The sequence below is a fragment of the Streptomyces sp. RGM 3693 genome (genome assembly GCF_050471125.1).
In the GTDB taxonomy this organism is placed as follows: domain Bacteria; phylum Actinomycetota; class Actinomycetes; order Streptomycetales; family Streptomycetaceae; genus Streptomyces.
This window is the reverse complement of record NZ_JBMPPQ010000001.1, coordinates 1,316,063-1,334,512: the sequence shown is the minus strand read 5'-3', so window position 1 is coordinate 1,334,512 and position 18,450 is coordinate 1,316,063. Positions and strand designations below refer to the sequence as shown.

Below are 18,450 nucleotides of genomic sequence, written 5' to 3'. Positions count from 1 at the left end.
CTCATCCACCGAGCAGGAGGGGAGCGGCGAGGACCACCATGCCCACGAGCACGAGCAGTACCGAGCCTCCGGCGCACCGCAGTAGTGGGCCGCCGCGGCGCACGGCGGCAACGGCTGCCAGGCCGTAGCCGATCAGTGCGGCCGCGGCCGGCCCCAGCAGCAGGAGGGGGACAGTACCGTCCCAAGCCGCCCCCGCACAGGCGAAGGCGCAGCATGAGGCGCCGACGGACGCGATGACGGCCTTGGCGGGGGCCCGTTCGGAGGGGCCCTGCTCGGCGGGGCCCTGCTCGGCGGGGCGCAGCCGGGCGGGGCGCAGCCGGGCGGCGATCCGGGCGGCGGTGCGCACATTGGTGAAGCAGTAGGAGGTCAGCACGGCAGCCGTCGCCACGGCGAACACCCAGCGAAGCGGTGCGGACACCGGGTCCTGGGCTGCCGGCGCCCCGGCGGCCAGCCGCTGGACCGTGGCCAGCCCCAGGTAGACGACAGCCACCGAAGCCGCCCCCAAGGCCACGCCCGCGGCAGTGCGCCTGCGTCCGAGCGCGGCGACCGGGACCACGGCGGTGACGGCTTCCCATCCCACACCGGCGAAGAACAACGCCGCGAGGGCCAGCCACTGAGCACCGCCGGAAGTGAGGCCCGGCGGCGCAAGCGGCGTGTGCGCGCCCACCGCGGGTGCCGCGGGCCAGCCCCATGCAGCGCAGGCCAGCGCCAGCACCCCGGTGCCCCAGGGGCGCAGCCGGAGCACAACGGCCGGCAGCGACAGCGGACTGAGCGCCGCGAGCACGGCCGCCGCGAGCACGCCGAGGGCGAGAAGGAGGCCCTCCGTACCCGGACGCGGCAGCGAACCGTTGGCCGCCGTCAACAGGCAGGTCGCGGCGAACCAGGCGATCGCCGCCTGCCCGGCGGTGAAGGCGATGGCGAAGGCGCCGTTCACCGCCCGTTCCGCCCACGAGCCCAGCAGGGCCCCGACGGTGCCCGCCAACGAGGTCGGCCGCACCCTCGCGCGGACCACCATGGCCAGCATGAGGCTGACCGAACCACCGAGCAGGATGTGGGCCGGCCAGACACGGAGGCTGTGCCCGCCCGTCAAGGCCGCGACGACGGGAGGCATGATCACCATCCCGGCTCCGAGGACACCACCGGAGAGGCGGGTGGCGATCTCCAGTTCCGGCCTTCGCGCCGTGCGGCCGCCCGTATCCGTTCCCGGCCCGCCCGGCGCGACCGTCGCGCCGGGGACGGAGGTGCCTGCCGGCTCCATTACCGAAGACGCTTCCGGAGGCCCTCTGCAATGACCTTGGCCCTCAGCGACAGAAGGCTGAACGAACCGGCGTCACCGATTCCGTGGGAGGACTCGCACAAGCCGTTGAGGAAGAGCGTGGGCGTGCCGGCTCCCAACGGCTGCACTTCGTAGTCCGGGCCGACGGTCAGGTAACCGTGGTCGTCGAAGGCGAAGTCGTCGGCGATGCTGCGCATGAGCGCGGGGACGCGCTCCTGGTGGGCAGCCGGGCCGAGATCGCGGAATCCGGTGGCCAGGACGACGAAGTCGGACCGGTACTCCTCGGACTCCCCGGTGTTCAGCTCCTCCACATCGAGGTGGACGCCGTCCTCTCGCACCTCAAGGCCACGCACCTGGCGGCTGCCGGAGACGAACACCTTCTGGTCGCCGTCCAAGCGCTGCTCGTAGATGATCCGGTACAACTCGCGCAGCACATCGCCGTCGGCGGACGAGTAGTTCGTCAGGCGCATGAACGAGTCGAGGGCGTCCTTGCGCTCGCGGGAAGCGCGGTAGTAGTAGTCGGTGAAGTCGGGGAAGTACCCCTCCTCGCTGAACGGACTGGTGTCCTTCTGACGGAGCGTCAGCGAACGGACGAGGGTGTTCACCCGGGTGCGGGGAAAGCGCCGCGTGAGGTCGATCGTGAGTTCCACCGCGCTCTGGCTGCCCCCGATGACCGTCACGGCGCGCGGCGACCGGTCGCCTTCTCCGGCCACGCCCAGCTCCTCCAGCTGCCGCAGCGCCGGCAGGTAGCGCGTCAGGTGGAAGATCCGCGGGGAGTCCACCGCGTCGAACGGTTCCGGGATGAAGGGGGCCCGCCCGGTGCCGATCACCAGAGCGCGCGCCTGGAGGGTGTCTCCAGCGGAGGTGGTGACGGTGTAGACCGCACCGCCCTCGGCATCGCGGCCGACGGTGATGCCGGTGGCGTGCACGCCGTAGTCGACCAGGTGGCTGAAGTGGCCGGCGGCCCAGGTGACGTACTGCGCATACTCCTTGCGCAGCGGGAACTCCATCGGGACGTTGAGGTGCTCCAGCAACCGCTCGTTCTCAAAGAGGTAGTTGATGAAGCTGTAGCGGCTGCGCGGATTGCGCAGCGACACGAGGTCGCGCACGGGGTGGTTCTGGATGTCCGACCCGTCGAGCATCATGGCGCTCTGCCAGGACGGGCCCGGCCTGGCTTCCAGGAAGCGCATGTCGAGGTCGTGGCCCTCTTCCTCGAGGGCGATGGCCAGAGCCAGGTTGGCCGGACCGAAGCCTATGCCGAGCACATCGTGGCAGCGGGTCACTGTTCCCCCTTGATGGAAAGCGGATACGAGTAGTGGAACCAGGTCGAGGGCGCCCCGAGGTCGGCGGCCTCGCGCAGGAAGCGGGCGTACAGGTCGTTGAGGAGGGCCACGGTGGCGGCCCAGGTGGAGACGCACACCCAGAAGAGGGTGGCGAAGCCGATCGTGTGCGGCCCCTGACGGGCAGCCAGCTGGAGACCGTGGGGGGTGTCTCCCAGCAGCTCGCCGAAGAATCGCCGGTTTCTGGAGTCGTCGGGCCGTTGGCCGTAGAACCTCTGGTAGTCGGCGATGAGCGGCCAGATCGCCTCGAAAGGGGACGCGTCCACGCGCTCGATGAGGAAGCGTGGAGCGGCTGCGTCCGGCATGGAACACCTCGCTGCTGTGTTGAGGGGGTCCGAAGGGGGTGTGGGTGCCGCCGGGCGGGCGGCTGTCAGGCGACGTCGGAGAAGGCGTCGGTCACGCACGCGTCCGCGATGCGGCGGCCGGCTTCCGGGGCCGTCTTGACACCGCTGCCGTTCCAGCCCCGCACTGACCACACGTGCGGCACGCCCGTGCCCACCAGCAGCCCGGACGCCTGCCCGCCGGCCCCGGGCGAGCCGTAGGCGTCCGCGGCGCGCACCGTGCTGAGGTGCACCGCCGTGGTGAGCCACGGGAAATGGGCACTGAGCGCGGAAACGGTGGCCTGCGCATGCGCAGGGTCCGGCTGCGCGTCGAAGGGGGAGTCCCACACGAGGTGCGGCATACCGATCAGCGTCCGGTCCGCGCCGACCGGCTTGGCGTACAGCCCGGTGCGCAGGTCGACGAAGGTCGCGTGGGCCGGCGCGGGAGGGCGGCGCTCGACGACGCTCACCTGGATCGATCGCGAGCGGACCGGCGAAGCCGGCCGCAACCCGGGCACCGGGTCGGCCGCCCAGGGCCCGACCGCCGCGACCACGGCCCCGGCACTGATCACGCCCGCGTCCGTGCGCACCGCCGGGCGTCCGCCACGCGCCTCTACTGCCCGCACGCGAACTCCGTGGCACACCACGGCACCGTCGGCGCGTGCCTGTACCAGCCAGTCCGCGGTGACGTCCGCCGGAGCCACCCAGCCCGCCTCCGGCTCGACGAGGGCAACGCCGCCGGCCAGGCGTATCCCCGCCACCTCGTCGCACTCCGCCACCACGTGCGCCGAGGTACCCAGCGCGCCGTTGATCCGCCCGGCGGCCTGCCGGAGGGCGGGCTCCTCGGCAGGGTGGGCCGCGGTCACGGCGCCGACGGCGTGCAGCGGGGCTTGTCCCGATGCCCAGCGCCCGGGGTCCCGGTAGGTGGCCAGGCTCGGCAGCGCCAGTTCCCCGATCGCCGGATCGGGGTCGTAGGCACGCACCATGCCGCCGGAGCGGCCGGTGGCCCCCGTGCCCGACTGCGGCGACTGCTCGATCACGACGACGGACACCCCCCGGCGTGCCAGGTGGTGCGCGAGGGAGGCGCCGGTGATCCCGGCGCCCACCACCACGACGTCCGCACGGGCGGGTACGTCTCCGCTGCGAGGGGACGCCGTCGAGCCGACCTGGCTCACGATCGCTCGCCCGCAGCGGGGACGACAGCCACTGTGAGGTCAGGCGCAGTTGACGCGCACCGGGTGCCGGAAGGCAGGAAGGACCAGTCGGCCTCGCGAACCGGATGTGCGGGCTGGCCCAGCCAGTCCCAGACCTGCTGGGCCAGCTCGGGGGTGACCGGCCAGGCCAGCGCGGCGAACACCTTGGCCGCCAGGTACTCCAGGGCCAGGCTCGTGCGCGCCTCCTCCGCCAGTGACGGGACCCGGCGCAGCGCCTCCTCCGTCGCCCGGAACTCCACCGCGCGTGCCACGAAGGACTCCAGCAGGTGGACGTATCCCCGCGCGCTGAACGACTCCGGGAGCAGCAGACCATCGAGTTGACGGGTGGTCAGATTCAGATAGCGGTAGAACTCGCGGTGCGCGTCGGTCCAGGCACCGGTGCCCGGCACCTGGCCGTCGCTCTCCTCGGTCAGCGCCGCGAAGCCGCCCAACCACTCCCGAGCCTGGCGATACAGCGGGTCGTGCGCGAGCTCACCGGCGCGCTCCTGACTGATCCGCGTCACGCGTCCTTCCGGGGCGTTGCGCAACAGGGCCAGGCGTACGGCGTCCGGTCCCGCCGCGGCGAGCGCGTCGTCAGCCCAGACCGCGTGGCCCCGGCTGGTGGAGAACTTCGCGTCCTCCAAGTGCAGGAACTGGTTGGTGACGAACGCGGTGGGCAGGTGGTCGGCGAGGTCGGCCGCGAAGGCCAAGATCGGCAACAGGACGGCGTAGTAGAAGCTGTTGTCGTAGCCGAGGAAGAGCGTGATCTTCGCCGGCCCACCCTGCTCGGACTCGGCGCGGGCGGCGTCCAGGAAGGTCAGCGCGAGGTCCGCCCAGGCGTCGAGGGCCTGGCCGTCCCCCAGGGCGACGCCCCATTCGGTGGTGCGGCCGAGCCGGTAGGCGGGCAGCCCCTCGTCCAGCAGTCGCTCCACCAGTGCCTGAAGGTCGGGCGAGGTGTAGGAGCTCCGCAGGTAGTCCCGCAGCTGCTCGGCGTAGGCGTCGAGGTCCAGCCACAGCGCCCGCTCCGGGCGGGTGACGGCCGGGGTGCCGCAGATCCGGCACTGCAGATCGGTGAGCTCCCGGGCTTCGTTGGGCCGGCCGCATGCCTCGCAGATCTCCCCGTCGCTGGCCGCGCCGCAGTGCCCGCAGCACCCGCGCGCGAAAGCCTGGTGCAGCGACAGGTCGCACTTCGGGCAGTAGGCCGTCTCCCGCTCCTCCTCCGTGGCGGCGGGCGAGGAGGCCACCCGGGCGAGCAGCTCCCGGATCCGGTCGGCGTGCTCCGGGTCCGCTGCGGGACGGGTGAGCCGGTCGCCGCCGGCGCCGGCCGCGCGCAGGGTCGCCAGGATGGCGTCGCCTTCGGCCGTGGCCACGTCGGCCGGTTCCGTGCCGCGCAGTCGCGCGGCGGCGGCGACATACGACTGGTGGTCATCGGTGCCGGTGATGTACCGAGCGTCGCGGCCCATGCTGCGCAGCGCGCGCACCAGCATGTCGGCCCGGACGTACGGGCCCGCGAGGTGGCCCAGGTGCAAGCCGCCGTTGGGCGTGGGCGGCGGGCAGAAGACCAGCATCCGCTCGGGGAACCCGTCGCGCGGCGGGGCTTGTTCAAGGGCCTTGACCGCGCTCGGGATGTGTTCCCAGTAGATCGAGACGATGTCGAACGCCGCATCGGACTCGTTGCGGATCTCGTGGTAGCCGAAGGGCGACAGGTGGACGACCGAACCGGGTCCCAGCTCACGCTCCTCGTCCCCCAGCACCACGAAGGCCGTACCGGCCAGGACGATGAACATCTCGCCGTCCTGGTGGGCATGTCGCTTCGAGACGGTGTGCGCAGGGACGCTGCCGAAGACGGAGCCGAACGGCAGCCCCTCGATGTCGGCGGCGGACAGCATGGGTTGAAGGTGCATCTCGTAGGACCAGGTCATCGCCGACCTGTCGAAGGCACGCGTGATCACAGAAAACCCCTGGGTGGTGTGGGATGGATGAGGTAGCTCAGCGCGCTGGCGATGCGGGCCGCGGGCCCGCTGTGAAGCGGACGGCCTGTTCTGGACGGTCGAGTTGAGCCGTGCAGTCTTCGAGGCCAGCTCCTGCGGCGATGAGGTAGGCGAAGCGCGGCATGTGTGCGGCGGGTAGACGGCGCGGCTCGGTGCCCACCCGTGCCGGCGGCACCGCTTCGATCAGCACCGCGTCCTGGTCGGGGCGTGGCAGGTCGAGCCCGGTAACAGTGCAGTCCTCCTCAAGGCAGCAGCAGAAGCCCGCTGTGCCCGAGCCCTCGCGCCCGGCCGCGGCATCCGTTGCCCTCGATCGCCGCCGGTCCGCGCGAGGCGAACGTGGCCTCCGCGTGCGTCATGCCGTGGGGGAAACCGAGCGCCTCATGGCCACGGCCCAGGAGGTCGAGGGTGGCAGGGCCGCCGGGAAGACGGAGCTGGAGCGACTGCGCAAAGAAGGTCGTCCGGCTGGAGTCCGACCTGGCCAAGCACGACGCGGCGCTGACGGTCAGCGGAGAAGCGGCGCGGAACGGTCCGCACGCATCAGGCGCCTGCCTTGCGTTCCTCGGCCATACCGCGCACCCGAGTCGGAGTGCCGTCTGGGGTGAAAGCCTGACGGAAACTGAACGCGGTGGGACTGGGACCGTTGTCGTGCAGGTGCTCCAGCCGACTACAGGCGTCCGACCAGGTGGGGATGGTGTCATCGGCGACCCACCACATCGCGTAGCTGGGCCACTCGGGCTTGAGGAACCACTCGTGCCGCCTGCTCAACGTGCTGCGATGCAGGCCCGTGTAGACGAAGGAGAAGACGGACTCCAGATCGCTCCACAGCGACAGGGTGGAAGCACGGCTGTCGGTCTCGTTGCTCCGGCCGCCCGTGTAGAAGCGCGGAACGTCGAACTTGCCCCACTCCCCCCAGTCCCGCTCGAAGTTGGTGAGATGACTCTGGCCCGGGTCCTCTTTCGCCCGAGCGATGAATCCCGGGCTGCCTTCCGCTACTTCGAACGTGGGCGGCGTCAGGTCGTCGAACTCCTGAACCTCAGGATTCCCGTACGGCTTCTTCAGAATCGCGAAAGTCGTGAACGCAACGCGCGACATCGGTCTCTGTCCTCCCCTTATCTGTACCTTGCCAGGTGCCGGCCCCAAAGGTCGCTATTCGTCGTGGCAGTCCCCCCGGCGGTCAACCCCTCGGCTCTCCGCACTCAGCTGGTACACCGGTTGCCGCCAGTCCGGATCGCGCTCGGCGATCAACACGCCCGGGAGATGCCCTCCATGGAGCCGGCCGGATGCCACTTACGACGTCATCTCAGCTTTATCGGCGATTTTGACTTCGGGTGCCGGACGACTCTTGCGGGTACGCTGGATGGCCAACAGCACACCGCCGATGAGCAATGCGATTCCAGCCAGCTCCAACAGCGGTGGCATGCGGCGCGACCACGCGAAGACATAGATCAATCCAGAAATCATCTGGACAACGGCGAGCTGCCCCGCGATGGAAATCGGCACCAACCCCGAGGAACGGTTCCAGAGTACCGTTCCGACCCATGAAACGAGCACCCCGAGAACCAGACTTCCGATAATGATGGGGAGGATGCCCGCACGGTCGACGTGTATTCCGCCGGAGACCGTGGCGACCGGCAGGGCGACCAATGACAGCGCCAGCGCGCACACGCCCATGAGCGTGGACCAGTTGTACGACGAGATCTCCGGATGCCTTCTAAGGAAGCTGGCATTGGCCACTGCGTACCACGTCCACAAGCCGAGTGCCGTCAGTGTCGATGCGATACCGATCACCCAAGTCGTTCCGGTGTGACCGCTGAAGGCACTTCCCCAGTCGACCTCCTTGAGGTTGACCAGGACCAAACCGACCGTGATGAATCCGAGCGGCAGCAGCAGGCGCGAGAACGGGAACTCCTTGCGGACCCAGTTTCCCGTCAGCGCAACGGTCACCGGCAGCGTTCCGATGATCACTGTCGTGATGGGCGAGCCGGCGTGAGTGATCCCCTGCACCAGAAAGAAGTAGTAGCCCAGGTGACCGGCGAATGCGAACGCCAGGGCCGTGAGCCATACTTTCCGATCCAAGCCGCGCATCCCGGCGCCGCGCGTGAAGATCATGATGCCGACCGATACCACTCCGAAGCAGAGGTACCGTCCCAGCGCGAGTGCGACAGAGTCCGAGGTGGGGAGCAGCACTGGGATCAGAAATGCCAGACCCCAGACCAGGTTGGCACTAATGCCGCACAGTACCCCGATGAGAAGTGACGGAGTTTTAGTCATACGCGTATCACAGTTTCTTGACTCTACAGGCCGTATGGGGGGCGGGCTAGCGCTTGAGACCAGCGGCACCCCGGGTCATCAGCGCACGCATAAGGTCTCGTTGAAATTCTCCTGGCATCAGCATGCGGCCGGTGAGGGCCAGATATTTCTGGCTCAGCTCCTGATTGCCGCTGATGGCCTGGAACATCCTCCGCCGGGACGCCTCGTTCTTTTCGACGAGCGAGTCCCCGTATATGCCCTCGGCATGCGGGAGGATGACGTCTTCGAACCGCTTCCGATACTCGGCCAGTCCGTCTTCGAGATCAGTCTTGGCCAACGAGCGGTCGGCGAAGGAGCGAGCCAGTAGATCGGCCGACACCAACGCGAATCCACAACCGACGCCACTCATCGGATCCAGCGACAGGGCCGCGTCTCCGACGAAGGGGATCGAGCCCAACACCGGCTGACGAATCTGGCTCGGATAGTCGCTGTAGCCCAGCAGACCCGTCTCCGGGACCGCATCGGACACCGACGGTGCCTCCGGCAGGTCATTGAAGTAGTTCAGGAACTCCTGGAGCCGACCGTCCGCGCCGTGCCAACCCTCCACCCGCGACTTGTCCGCGAAGAGAACGAGCTGGGTCCTGCCCTCGACGAGCGGATAGACGCAGGCCAGGTCCCGCTCGTTCATGATGAAGACCGAGCGATTGTCCGGTCGAGTCTTGATCCCCGAGAAGTAACCGAAGAGCGCTGCGCGCTCGTTCGGGCGACTTTCGGTCGGGTTGCCGAGCTCCTTGGCCAGCCGCGAACGGCGCCCGTCCGCAGCCACCACCAGACGGGCCCGGAAGCGGTGGGATCCGGTCTCACTGCGGGTATCGAGGCTCCAGCCGGATTCGTCTTCTTCGATTTTCTCCACGGTGGTGGCGTCGAGGTACTGAACGCCTTGCTCCCGCACGGCTGCGCGCAGTGCGGGGTCGAGCACCCGCCGTTCCAGATTGAGCGCATAGGAATCCGGCTGCTCGGAGTCATAGCCCCCGGGCGCCTCGACCACACCCCCGGGCGTGACGAAGATGGCCTTGGTGGACACGGACCAGGCAGGCTCGTAGAGGTGGGCCAGCCCGAGCTCGGCCAGTAGCGGCACCGAGTGCGGCTGAATGAAATGGGTGCAGAGCCGCTTATGGGACTGGTCGTTCATGGCCTTCTTGTCGAAGACCGCTACCCGATATCCCATCTGACTGAAGCGGATTGCGGTGGCACAGCCGGCGATGCTCCCACCCACCACCGCGACATCCAACTGCGACTGGTCGAACTTCGAAGTACTCACAGGTCGACTACCATCTCTCTGCTCGGGCTGACTCTCTCCCTGCTACCTAGCCGGCACACCCGCAGTCGACGTGGGCGGAGGCACCGCATTGAGAGGCCCGTCCTTCGGTGGCATGGCCATCCCGCTTCCACCAATCCAGGCCGCCGATCAGCTCCTTGACCCGAAAGCCCAAGGTCGCCAGTTTGATCGCCGTCTTGGTGGAGGCGTTGCAGCCGATGCCATCGCAGTAGGCGACGTACAGCGGTGTTGTGGAGAGACTGGCCAGTGAGTCCTGGGAGATCGAGCGGTGCGGAATGCTGATCGCGCCGGGAATATGCTCGAGCTCGTAGGACTCGCTGCTCCGGCCGTCGACGACGACCAGCTCCTGGCCGTCTTCGAGAGCCGCCTTCAGATCCGCAGAGTCGATCTCATAGGCCAGTTTCTCCTGATAGAAGTCCAACTGCGAACGCTGTTCTCGGGACATGTCACTCTCATTCGAGGTCGATTCCTGGTCTCCCATGAACCGGTCGGCGATGGCAAAAAGATCGCCGAGGGTGCTCGGGGTGACCAGCGAGTCCGCATGCTCTCCCAGGTCGACGCCGCAGTCTTCCAGAAGCGTGACCAGGACACTGATGGTCAAGAGGGAGTCCAGACCAAGGGTGTTGAGCGCCGTATCGTCGGGCAGCGGGTCAAGGTCCACCGGCTTGCCCAGCGCCGCCTCCAGGTTTTCGGCGACCTTATCTTTCACCGCTACAGACATGGCTCCACCTTCTCAATAGGCTCGACGGCGCCATCGGCCGACAGTGCGAAATAGTTGGAGTTCGACTGCTGAGCTGCTTCCGTGACCCGTTCAATCAAGTGACGTTCATCGGTCTCCGCAGTCGATGTGGCGGATACAACAGGCGACCAGACCAACAGGGTTGGACGCATATAGTCGGGCAGCACACTGCGCAGGTGCGCTTCTGTGTCGGCTACCGCCTGTCGGGCCTCCGACATGACGACGAGAGCAACCACGTCGCGACGATTGCGCCGGATCACGGCCACCACCACCCGGTCGACGCCGGAACAACTCAAGGCAGCCCGGCGGATCTCCCCCAGGTGGGTACGGCGACCCGCCAACCACGCGATCTCCTCGTCGTCGTGACGATGGAACACGATGTTGCCGTCCGGCTGGTAGCTACAGATGTCCCCGGTCCGGAAATAGGGTGTCCCGTCCACATCGATGACAAGTCGGGCGGTTTCTTCGGGGTGGTCGAAGTAGCCGCGCATCACCTGTTCGCCGCCGACCCAGAGTTCCCCCTGCGCGCCGGGCTGATGGAGTTCCACCCCATCCTTCATGATCTTCGCGTCCATTCCCCGCAGCGGTCGGCCGATGGGATACGCGGTCCCGCGTTCCGCATTCTCGTGCCCGATCTCGTAGGTCAGGCAGAAGATCGTGGCCTCGGGCGGGCCGAAGGCGTGGAGGACGCGGGTATCCGGTAGTTGCTGTCGCCATATGTCCATGACAGCCGGGTCGCACACCTGGGCACCCGTCATCACCGTCTCCAGGGCGGGCAGCTTGGCCCGGGTGAGCTGACGCCCATCCCCGGTGATCATGGCCAGGAGCATCGAGACCGCGATCAGATGCGTGATGCGCTCACGGCCGAGTACGGCGCGCATGACGGCACCGGCGGGGAGATTGCGGAATTGATAGACGAACGCCCCCAGCGACAAGGGGAGCAGCGTGTCTTCCATCGACACATCGACATGGAAGGGAGACAGGCTCAGCACGCGAGAGTCCGACGTGAAGCGGAGCACCTGGTTGTGGTTGCCGAAATAGGCGCGGAGGCCGTCAGCGCTGTTCTCGACACCTTGCGGCTCACCAGTCGGACTGGAGGCGAAGATGATGTACGCGGCCTGCTCCGGTCGATGGGGCACGGTGGAATGGGTCGCCGCCGGCCCGGACAGGATCGCGGCCAGTTGTTCCCGGCCCAGCCAACAGCCGGTCGGGGCAATCGGATCCCGGTCATCCAGGGACACCACGACCACCGGCTGCAGACGCGTGAGCAGTCCGTGCAGTCGGGCCGCCGGCTCAGCGGCGTCGAGCGGGGCGTAGACGGCTCCGCACTTCCAGATGGCGAGGGCGAGTATCGGCATGACGGCGCGCTTCTCGGCCAGGATCGCCACGCGGTCCCCCGCACCGACCCCCTGCTCGGTCAGCCAGGCCGCAACCGCCAGGGCGGCCTGTTCAAGCTGGGCGAACGTGTAGCTGACGTCTCCGTCGTTGATCGCCGTGCGGTCCGGCCACTTGAGGGCCGGAGCCACCAGCAGATCACCGAGAGCTGGTGCCGGGCTGGTCGCGTCGGCAGGATCGATCGACCACGGTGGTAATGCCATCGGCTCAGCTTTGACTACCACTCTCAATCCTGCCCTTCGAGTCGTATTTCTCGTACCAAATTTAATGACGGCAATATCGACCGTCAAGACAATTGATAACTCCGTCGCCGCGAATTCGATGGGCGACTAGAAATGACTTTCCTCAAGCTGAAATGCGGTCCCGGCGATCTCGGCAACGGCACTCCTGGCTGAATCCAGTTTGCCGGCATACAGACAGAAGTCGTGCGGAAGATCCGGGAAGTGCTGATGCCGCAGTCTGACCGACCGATCGGCCAAGTGCCCCACCCAGGCGAGTCCTTCGTCGCGGAGTACGTCGCAGCCGGACGTCACGATCGAGCAGGCCGGCAGCTGCCCCAGATCGCTCTCCGACAGGGAAAACGGATCGAAGTCGCGCTCCGAGAAGAAAGGTTTCAGTAGCGACTTGAAGAGCCGCATGCTGCCGCTGTCGAGGAAGTAGCCCGCCCCGAACGTCCGGTAGGACGCGCGCTCCGTCTGAAGGTCGAGGACCGGGTAGATCAGCACGATGCGCGAGAAGGCCCCCGGCAGCACTCGCAGGCTGAGGTAGAGCGCGAGCAGTCCGCCGACGCTGTCACCGGCGATGACGAGTGGCCGGTCCCCCAACGTGCGGCATCGCGCCGCGATATGCCCTGCCAGCCGCTCCACCGACTGCTCAACGGTGTGTTCCGGCGCCTTCAGGTACTCGAACGCCTCCACGGGCGCGTGCAGGGTGTCCGCCAGCGTCCGCAGGAAGGGTCGGAAGACGGCCGTCGAGTAATAGACCATCCCGCCGCCGTGGATGTACAGGACATGGGGGCTGTCTGCGGCCTCCTGTGCCGGCCGGATGATCACCGACTGCTCCTCCGCGTCGAGCGACGCGCCGTCGTCCGGCTCGGCCACGCTGCCGAAGCGCGCGATCCACCGCTCGGCGTTCACCCGGTCGTCCGCGAGCGAGCCGGTGGACGCCCGCACCGCCATGATCTTCCTGGCGGCGGCCAGGCGGCCGAACTCGACGTGCAGGGACCGCGCTTCCGTGTCAGACATGGCCGTCCCCGTCGATGGGCTCGACGTCCCCACCGGGCGTGAGCGCGAAGTGGGTCGCGGTCGACCCCTGGGCTGCCTCGGCGAGCCGTCGCATCAGTCGGTTCTCGTCCGTCTTGCCCGTCGAGGACACGGTGAGCTCAGGCGACCAGGCGACGAGCGCCGGGCGCATGTACTCGGGCAGCAGGTCCACCAGTCGCTTCTCGACGTCCGCCACCACCGCCCGTTCCGGCGCCATCACCACGAGCGCGATCACGTCGTGGCCGTGGCGCGGGACCGTCGCGACGGCCGCCCGCTCGACGCCCGGGGAGCCCAGCGCGATCTGTCGGATCTCGCCCAGGTGGATCCGGCGGCCGGCCAGCTTCACCTCGTCGTCGTTCCGGCCGTGGAACACGATGTTGCCGTCCTGGTCGTAGCTGCACATGTCGCCCGTGCGGTAGTAACGGACGTCGTCCACCTCGACCACGCGGCGGGCGGTCTCCTCCGGTTGGCCGAAGTAGCCGCGCATCACCTGCTCGCCGCCGATCCACAACTCACCGGCCCGGCCGTGCTCGTGGACCTCGGCACCGTCTTCCATGATCCGCGCCGCCACGCCGCGCAGGGGGCGGCCGATCGGGTAGGAGCTCATCCGCTCCTCGTCGGCCCGTTCGATCTCATGGGTGAGGCAGACGATCGTCGCCTCGGTCGGCCCGTAGGCGTTGATGACGCGTACCTCGGGGAGGCCGGTCTTCCAGACGTTGATGACACCGGGGTCGCAGACCTCCGCGCCCGTCATCACCATCTGCAGACAGGGGAAGTTCTCCCTTGTGACGTGACGCCCGTTCTCCGTGATCATGGTCAGGAGCGTGGACACCGCGATCAGATGCGTGATCCGTTCGCGCTTGATGATCGCGCGCATGATGGCGCCGGCGTGGACGCCGCGGAACTGGTAGACGAACGCGCCCAGCGACAGGGGCAGCAGCGTGTCCTCGATCGACACGTCGAAGTGGAACGGGGACAGGCTGAAGACCCGTGAGTCCGGGGTGAACCGGAGCACCTCGTTGTGGTTCCCGAAGTACGCGACCAGGCTGGCGACGCTGATCTCGACGCCCTTGGGCTCTCCCGTCGACCCCGACGTGAAGATGATGTACGCCGTGTCCTCGGGCCGCTGCACCACGGCCGGCCGGTCCGGGGCCGGTCCCGACAGGACCGCGTCGAGCTGCGTCCGGCCCACCCAGCGGACGTCGGCGACCGCCGGCTCCCGGTCGTCCAGCGCGATCACGACACGCGGCTGCAGCCGACCGAGCAGACCGCGCAGGCGAGGGACCGGCTGCGCGGCGTCGAGCGGGACGTAGACGGCGCCGCACTTCCAGATCCCGAGGGCCAGGACGGGCATGATCGCGCGCTTCTCAGCCAGGATCGCGACCCGGTCCCCGGCGACGACGCCCTGTTCGCTCAGCCAGGCCGCGAGCGCTCGGGCCTGGCGTTCCAACTCGGCGAAGGTGAGGCCGATTTGCCCGTCGTGGAGCGCCGGGCGGTCCGGCCAGTTGCTCGCCGCCGCTCGAACGATGTCGCCGAGCGCCGGCGGCGGTAGGGCCCGGTCGGCGGCGTCAAGCGACCACGGGGGCAGCGGTGCCGGCGATGCGACGGGTATTGAAGGCTCCGATGTCACCGATAGCGAAGTCTCGGTCACGAGACGCCCCGCCCCTCAACGTCGTAGTGGAAGCGAACCTTGGGTTTGGCCGTGGCGCCCATGCGCTGGTAGAAGCCGATGCCGAGCTCGTTGTCCGGAGGGGTCTGCCACTCGACCCGGCCGCATCCCTGCGCGACGGAGAACTCCCGCAGCCGCTCGAAGAAGGTGCGGCCGAGCCCCCTCCCCCGGTACGGCTCCTGGAGGTACAGGCAGTCCATGTAGGCGAACGGTTCGGCGCCCCAGGTGGCGAAGTCGATGGTGACGGTCATGAAGCCGCAGGGCTCCCCGCCGTCCGTCGCGATCCAGCCGTACAGCGCCGGGTGCTCCGAGAACAACGCCGCACGCCAGCGCTCGACTTGGCCGTTCTCGCGGAACTCCGCCTTCTCGTACGCCGCGTGCTCGCGACACAGCGCCAGCAGCGCGTCCAGGTCGCCCGGCTCGATCGGCCGCACCTTGATGTCGCTGCTCATACCCACCCCGAGAAGGTCGTGGCCAGGTACGCGTCGAGCGAGGTCTGGTCGAGCCGGCCCTGCGCCAGCACGGTGTTGACCCACGCGTCGCGCTCGAACTTGATGACCTCAAGCTCCCAGACGCAGGCGATCAGATCGCGCTGGACGAGGGGACTGAGCGTGGCGTTCCCCTCGGCGTCGACCGCCGAGCCGCGCACCCAGTGCTTGAGCATGTTGGCGTCGTACCACTGGCTCACCAGCAGGTAGTCGCCTTCCGTTCCATAGTGCAGGATCAGGAAGCCGACGGGGTGGTCCCCCTGTTGTGGGGGTTCGCGCAGCACCGAGGCGGCCTGCTGTTGCAGCCACTGGGGCGTCGGGAGGGTGGCGGAGCGCTCCGGCTCCGCGAACATCGCGTACGCCTTCAGGGTCCGGCCGCGCACCTCCAGCGGCGGGAGCGCCTTGACCAGGCGCGGCGCGTACGTCAGCGGGTTCGCATGACGGCGTTCCTCGCCCTCGGATAATTGCCTCTCCACCATGCGCTCGTTCGCCTCCGAAATGCCTCAGATCGTCGCCACGGAAGATATCCATCCGCTTCACGACTCGTGCGGTATTCGATCCGGATCTCTCTGGTTGCACCCAGAGTGGTGATCCAGGAGAAAGCTGCTCTTCTGTCCGTGTCGACGCTGATGGCCGGGACGGTCAAAGCGTTTGGTCGCTATTGAACACGCAATCGTTCAGGCGTGTCGAGGTCTGGATTACCGATTGCTGGAGTCCGTTTTTCGACTTCATGGCTGTTTCCCCTGCCGGTCGGGGTACGCGGGCGTTCCCGGTGTGCCCGGGTGTGCACCGACTCCGACCGCGCCGGGGCGGTCCTCCTTCCTGTCGTTCATGTCCTTGCCGCAGGTCAGGCAGGCGCTGGCAGGACGGTGAGCCGCCGTCAGCAGGCCAGGTCGGCCTCGGCGGAAAGGCGCTTCAGAGGGCCTTGCAACGGCCATGGTGAGACATCAAACGAACCCAAAGGGCGGAACCCCTCGGGGAGAGTGCGGAATGAATGGCACTGCGAACTCTGATAGTCGACCCGGAGCGGATCAGCGTTCATTCCGGCGGGCAGCCCTACAGAGTCCAGCATCCAAGGGACACCGAGAGAGAACCGCGCCACACCCTCCGTTATTTAGTCGAGAATCCCAAACCCCTTCCGCGAGCGCGCTGTCAATAGTCTCGGCATCTGCCGCGAGACTCCTCATGACAGCCCCCTCCATCACTGCACTCCACGAAAGCCGACCACTCCTCACGGTGGAGAAGCTAGAGGTCGGACTGCCAGCACTCGCGTAACTGTAGTTCGGGGCCGATAGATCATGTCAAGCATTGGCCGGCGAGTTCCCAAGTAATGAGATCCGAAACGCCGGTTGGTCTGCGGATACGCCATCGCGTCCCATGGATTGGGCATTTTCGGGACCTCAACCTGCCCCAGGACCTTGCAGGTTGATTAAGTGCGTGTAAGGATCCACCTGCCCGCGAGAGGGCCCTGTGCATCACCCGTACTGATGCGTGCACGCAGGGTCCACTCCCGCGGGAATTAACACGATGTTTAACTTCGTCGGGCTTGATGCGCCTTGATCAATGCGGCGCGTTCGACCGTCTTGCCGACGTCATGAAGCGGGGCTCCGCGCTTGCCCTTCGAGCCGGGAGGTCGCCCCGGTCCCGGCCGCGACGGTCCGGGTGCGGCCACCGAACAGGCCGCGGTCGCACGGGCGTTGCGCAACCCCCTGACCCATCGGCGCAGGGGGGTCGGCGGGCAGGAGACACCGTCGGGAACGGGCGGCGCCTGCGCGCCGGGAACGGGAACCGCCGCGGCGGTGCCGGTACGGTTCGGCGCACAGCGCGGTGGGCTCGGGGCCACGACGCCACGCCGCGGCCCGTCGCCCCCTCCGCACGCCGGCTGCGGTTCCCGACCGCCCTTGTTCGGCCCCGCTGTTCAGCCCCGGTGTTCACCCCCGGAGCCGGCCGGTGGCCGAGCGGGGTTCCGATACAACTCCTTGGCGATGAGGGAGCGTTGGACCTCCGTGGCGCCCTCGTAGATACGGGGGGCGCGGACCTCGCGGTAGAGGTGTTCCAGGAGGTGGCCGCGGCGCAGGGCGCGGGCGCCGTGGATCTGGACGGCGGCGTCGACGACGTCCTGGGCGGTCTCGGTGGCGAGGAGTTTGGCCATCGCCGAGCGGCGGGCGATGTCCGGGGCGCCGCGGTCGTAGGCGGCCGCGGCCGCGTACACCAGCAGCCGGGCGGCCTCGACGTGGGTGGCCATTTCGGCGAGCCGGTGGCCGACGGACTGGAGGTCCTTGAGCGGTCCGCCGAATGCGGTGCGCGTACCGGCGTGCGCCAGCGCGGCGTCCAGCGCGGCTTGCGCCATGCCGACCGCGAAGGCGCCCACGCTCGGCCGGAAGAGGTTCAGGGTGCGCATCGCCACCCCGAACCCGCCGCCCACCTCGCCGAGCACGTCCGCCCCGGTCACCGGCGTGCCGTCGAAGACCAGGGTGCCGATCGGGTGCGGGCTGAGCATGTCCAGCCGTTCGCCGCCCAGGCCCGGGCGGTCGGCGGGGACGAGGAAGGCGGTGATGCCGCGGGCCCCGTCGGCGTCGCCGGTGCGGGCGAAGACGGTGGCGAAGTCGGCCTCGGGCGCGTTGGAGATCCAGCATTTCTCGCCGGTCAGCCGCCAGCGGCCGGGGCCGTCGGGCTCGGCGGCCAGGGCGAGCGCCGCGGCGTCCGAACCCGCACCCGGTTCGCTCAGCGCGAAGGCCGCGACCGCCCGGCCGGCCGTCACCTCCGGTAGCCAGCGGGCCCGTTGGGCGTCCGTCCCGGACTGGACGATCGGGCAGGCCCCCAGCCCTTGGAGCGCGAGGGCGGTCTCCGCCTCGGTGCACTCCTGGGCCAGCGACTCCCGCAGCAGGCACAGGTCCAGGGCCCGCGGGCTACCGCCGTCGGGGAAGAGCCGTTGCAGCAGGCCCAGTTCGCCGAGGGCGGCGACCAGGGGGCGGTTGACCCGGCCGGGTTCCCCCTTCTCCGCCAGGGGGCGCAGCCGTTCGGCCGTCCTGGCGCGCAGCTGGGCGCACCATTGCTGTTCCTCCGGTCCCAGTGCGAATGCGGTCACGAGCGGCTCCCCTGGTAGCGGTACCGGACGCGGCGACGGCCCGGCGGCCGGTTATCGCGGTCTGTTGACTGCCGTCACGAAGACGTTACGCTGACGAGGA

At 68.5% G+C, this 18,450-nt stretch carries 15 protein-coding genes; all 15 read right to left on the bottom strand.

Annotated elements, in window-relative coordinates; all coding sequences use genetic code 11:
- Position 1: 1 nt before the first annotated feature.
- The 15 genes from ACO0M4_RS05555 to ACO0M4_RS05485 all read right to left on the bottom strand — a co-directional run bounded on the left by ACO0M4_RS05555 (position 2) and on the right by ACO0M4_RS05485 (position 18,350).
- Positions 2–1,258, bottom strand: a complete 1,257-nt coding sequence (locus ACO0M4_RS05555) for an amino acid:polyamine antiporter (RefSeq protein WP_430368497.1) — start codon at positions 1,256–1,258, stop codon at positions 2–4.
- Positions 1,258–2,559 (bottom strand): SidA/IucD/PvdA family monooxygenase, encoded by a 1,302-nt coding sequence (locus ACO0M4_RS05550; protein ID WP_430368495.1) that lies wholly within the window; start codon positions 2,557–2,559, stop codon positions 1,258–1,260. Before ACO0M4_RS05550 ends, ACO0M4_RS05555 begins: the two co-directional genes overlap by 1 nt.
- The gene (locus ACO0M4_RS05545; protein ID WP_430368494.1) at positions 2,556–2,921 is read right to left on the bottom strand and encodes a GNAT family N-acetyltransferase; all 366 of its coding nucleotides are present in this window, start codon (positions 2,919–2,921) and stop codon (positions 2,556–2,558) included. Before ACO0M4_RS05545 ends, ACO0M4_RS05550 begins: the two co-directional genes overlap by 4 nt.
- 65 nt (positions 2,922–2,986) lie before the next feature.
- Complete coding sequence (locus ACO0M4_RS05540) at positions 2,987–4,111, bottom strand: NAD(P)/FAD-dependent oxidoreductase (RefSeq protein WP_430368492.1); 1,125 nt, start codon at positions 4,109–4,111, stop codon at positions 2,987–2,989.
- Positions 4,108–6,081, bottom strand: coding sequence for a class I tRNA ligase family protein (locus ACO0M4_RS05535; RefSeq protein ID WP_430368491.1), 1,974 nt, complete (start codon positions 6,079–6,081; stop codon positions 4,108–4,110). Before ACO0M4_RS05535 ends, ACO0M4_RS05540 begins: the two co-directional genes overlap by 4 nt.
- 576 nt (positions 6,082–6,657) lie before the next feature.
- Entirely contained in the window at positions 6,658–7,212 is a 555-nt protein-coding gene (locus ACO0M4_RS05530) for a DUF3291 domain-containing protein (RefSeq protein ID WP_430368489.1), read from the bottom strand.
- Positions 7,213–7,407: 195 nt separating this feature from the next.
- Positions 7,408–8,391, bottom strand: a complete 984-nt coding sequence (locus ACO0M4_RS05525; RefSeq protein ID WP_430368488.1) for a DMT family transporter — start codon at positions 8,389–8,391, stop codon at positions 7,408–7,410.
- Between the two features lie 46 nt (positions 8,392–8,437).
- Positions 8,438–9,691, bottom strand: a complete 1,254-nt coding sequence (locus tag ACO0M4_RS05520) for an NAD(P)/FAD-dependent oxidoreductase (protein WP_430368486.1) — start codon at positions 9,689–9,691, stop codon at positions 8,438–8,440.
- A gap of 46 nt (positions 9,692–9,737) precedes the next feature.
- Positions 9,738–10,430 carry a rhodanese-like domain-containing protein gene (locus ACO0M4_RS05515; RefSeq protein WP_430368484.1) on the bottom strand — a complete coding sequence of 231 codons (693 nt, stop codon included), beginning with the start codon at positions 10,428–10,430 and terminating at the stop codon, positions 9,738–9,740.
- Positions 10,421–12,067, bottom strand: a complete 1,647-nt coding sequence (locus tag ACO0M4_RS05510; RefSeq protein WP_430368483.1) for an AMP-binding protein — start codon at positions 12,065–12,067, stop codon at positions 10,421–10,423. Before ACO0M4_RS05510 ends, ACO0M4_RS05515 begins: the two co-directional genes overlap by 10 nt.
- 105 nt (positions 12,068–12,172) lie before the next feature.
- Entirely contained in the window at positions 12,173–13,087 is a 915-nt protein-coding gene (locus ACO0M4_RS05505; protein ID WP_430368481.1) for an alpha/beta hydrolase fold domain-containing protein, read from the bottom strand.
- A complete protein-coding gene (locus ACO0M4_RS05500) occupies positions 13,080–14,735 on the bottom strand; it encodes an amino acid adenylation domain-containing protein (protein WP_430371262.1) in 1,656 nt (551 codons plus the stop codon). The genes ACO0M4_RS05505 and ACO0M4_RS05500 overlap by 8 nt, the downstream gene beginning before the upstream one ends.
- A gap of 17 nt (positions 14,736–14,752) precedes the next feature.
- Positions 14,753–15,226, bottom strand: coding sequence for an N-acetyltransferase family protein (locus ACO0M4_RS05495; RefSeq protein ID WP_430368480.1), 474 nt, complete (start codon positions 15,224–15,226; stop codon positions 14,753–14,755).
- The gene (locus ACO0M4_RS05490; protein WP_430368479.1) at positions 15,223–15,741 is read right to left on the bottom strand and encodes a hypothetical protein; all 519 of its coding nucleotides are present in this window, start codon (positions 15,739–15,741) and stop codon (positions 15,223–15,225) included. Before ACO0M4_RS05490 ends, ACO0M4_RS05495 begins: the two co-directional genes overlap by 4 nt.
- Positions 15,742–17,180: 1,439 nt before the next feature.
- The gene (locus ACO0M4_RS05485; RefSeq protein WP_430368478.1) at positions 17,181–18,350 is read right to left on the bottom strand and encodes an acyl-CoA dehydrogenase family protein; all 1,170 of its coding nucleotides are present in this window, start codon (positions 18,348–18,350) and stop codon (positions 17,181–17,183) included.
- Positions 18,351–18,450: the final 100 nt, after the last annotated feature.

Excerpts from the sequence above, each read along its gene's own strand:
- ACO0M4_RS05555 (WP_430368497.1), bottom strand. The coding sequence starts at position 1,258 with ATGGAGCCGGCAGGCACCTCCGTCCCCGGCGCGACGGTCGCGCCGGGC.
- ACO0M4_RS05545 (WP_430368494.1), bottom strand. The coding sequence starts at position 2,921 with ATGCCGGACGCAGCCGCTCCACGCTTCCTCATCGAGCGCGTGGACGCG.
- ACO0M4_RS05530 (WP_430368489.1), bottom strand. The coding sequence starts at position 7,212 with ATGTCGCGCGTTGCGTTCACGACTTTCGCGATTCTGAAGAAGCCGTAC.
- ACO0M4_RS05525 (WP_430368488.1), bottom strand. The coding sequence starts at position 8,391 with ATGACTAAAACTCCGTCACTTCTCATCGGGGTACTGTGCGGCATTAGT.
- ACO0M4_RS05515 (WP_430368484.1), bottom strand. The coding sequence starts at position 10,430 with ATGTCTGTAGCGGTGAAAGATAAGGTCGCCGAAAACCTGGAGGCGGCG.
- ACO0M4_RS05505 (WP_430368481.1), bottom strand. The coding sequence starts at position 13,087 with ATGTCTGACACGGAAGCGCGGTCCCTGCACGTCGAGTTCGGCCGCCTG.
- ACO0M4_RS05495 (WP_430368480.1), bottom strand. The coding sequence starts at position 15,226 with ATGAGCAGCGACATCAAGGTGCGGCCGATCGAGCCGGGCGACCTGGAC.
- ACO0M4_RS05490 (WP_430368479.1), bottom strand. The coding sequence starts at position 15,741 with ATGGTGGAGAGGCAATTATCCGAGGGCGAGGAACGCCGTCATGCGAAC.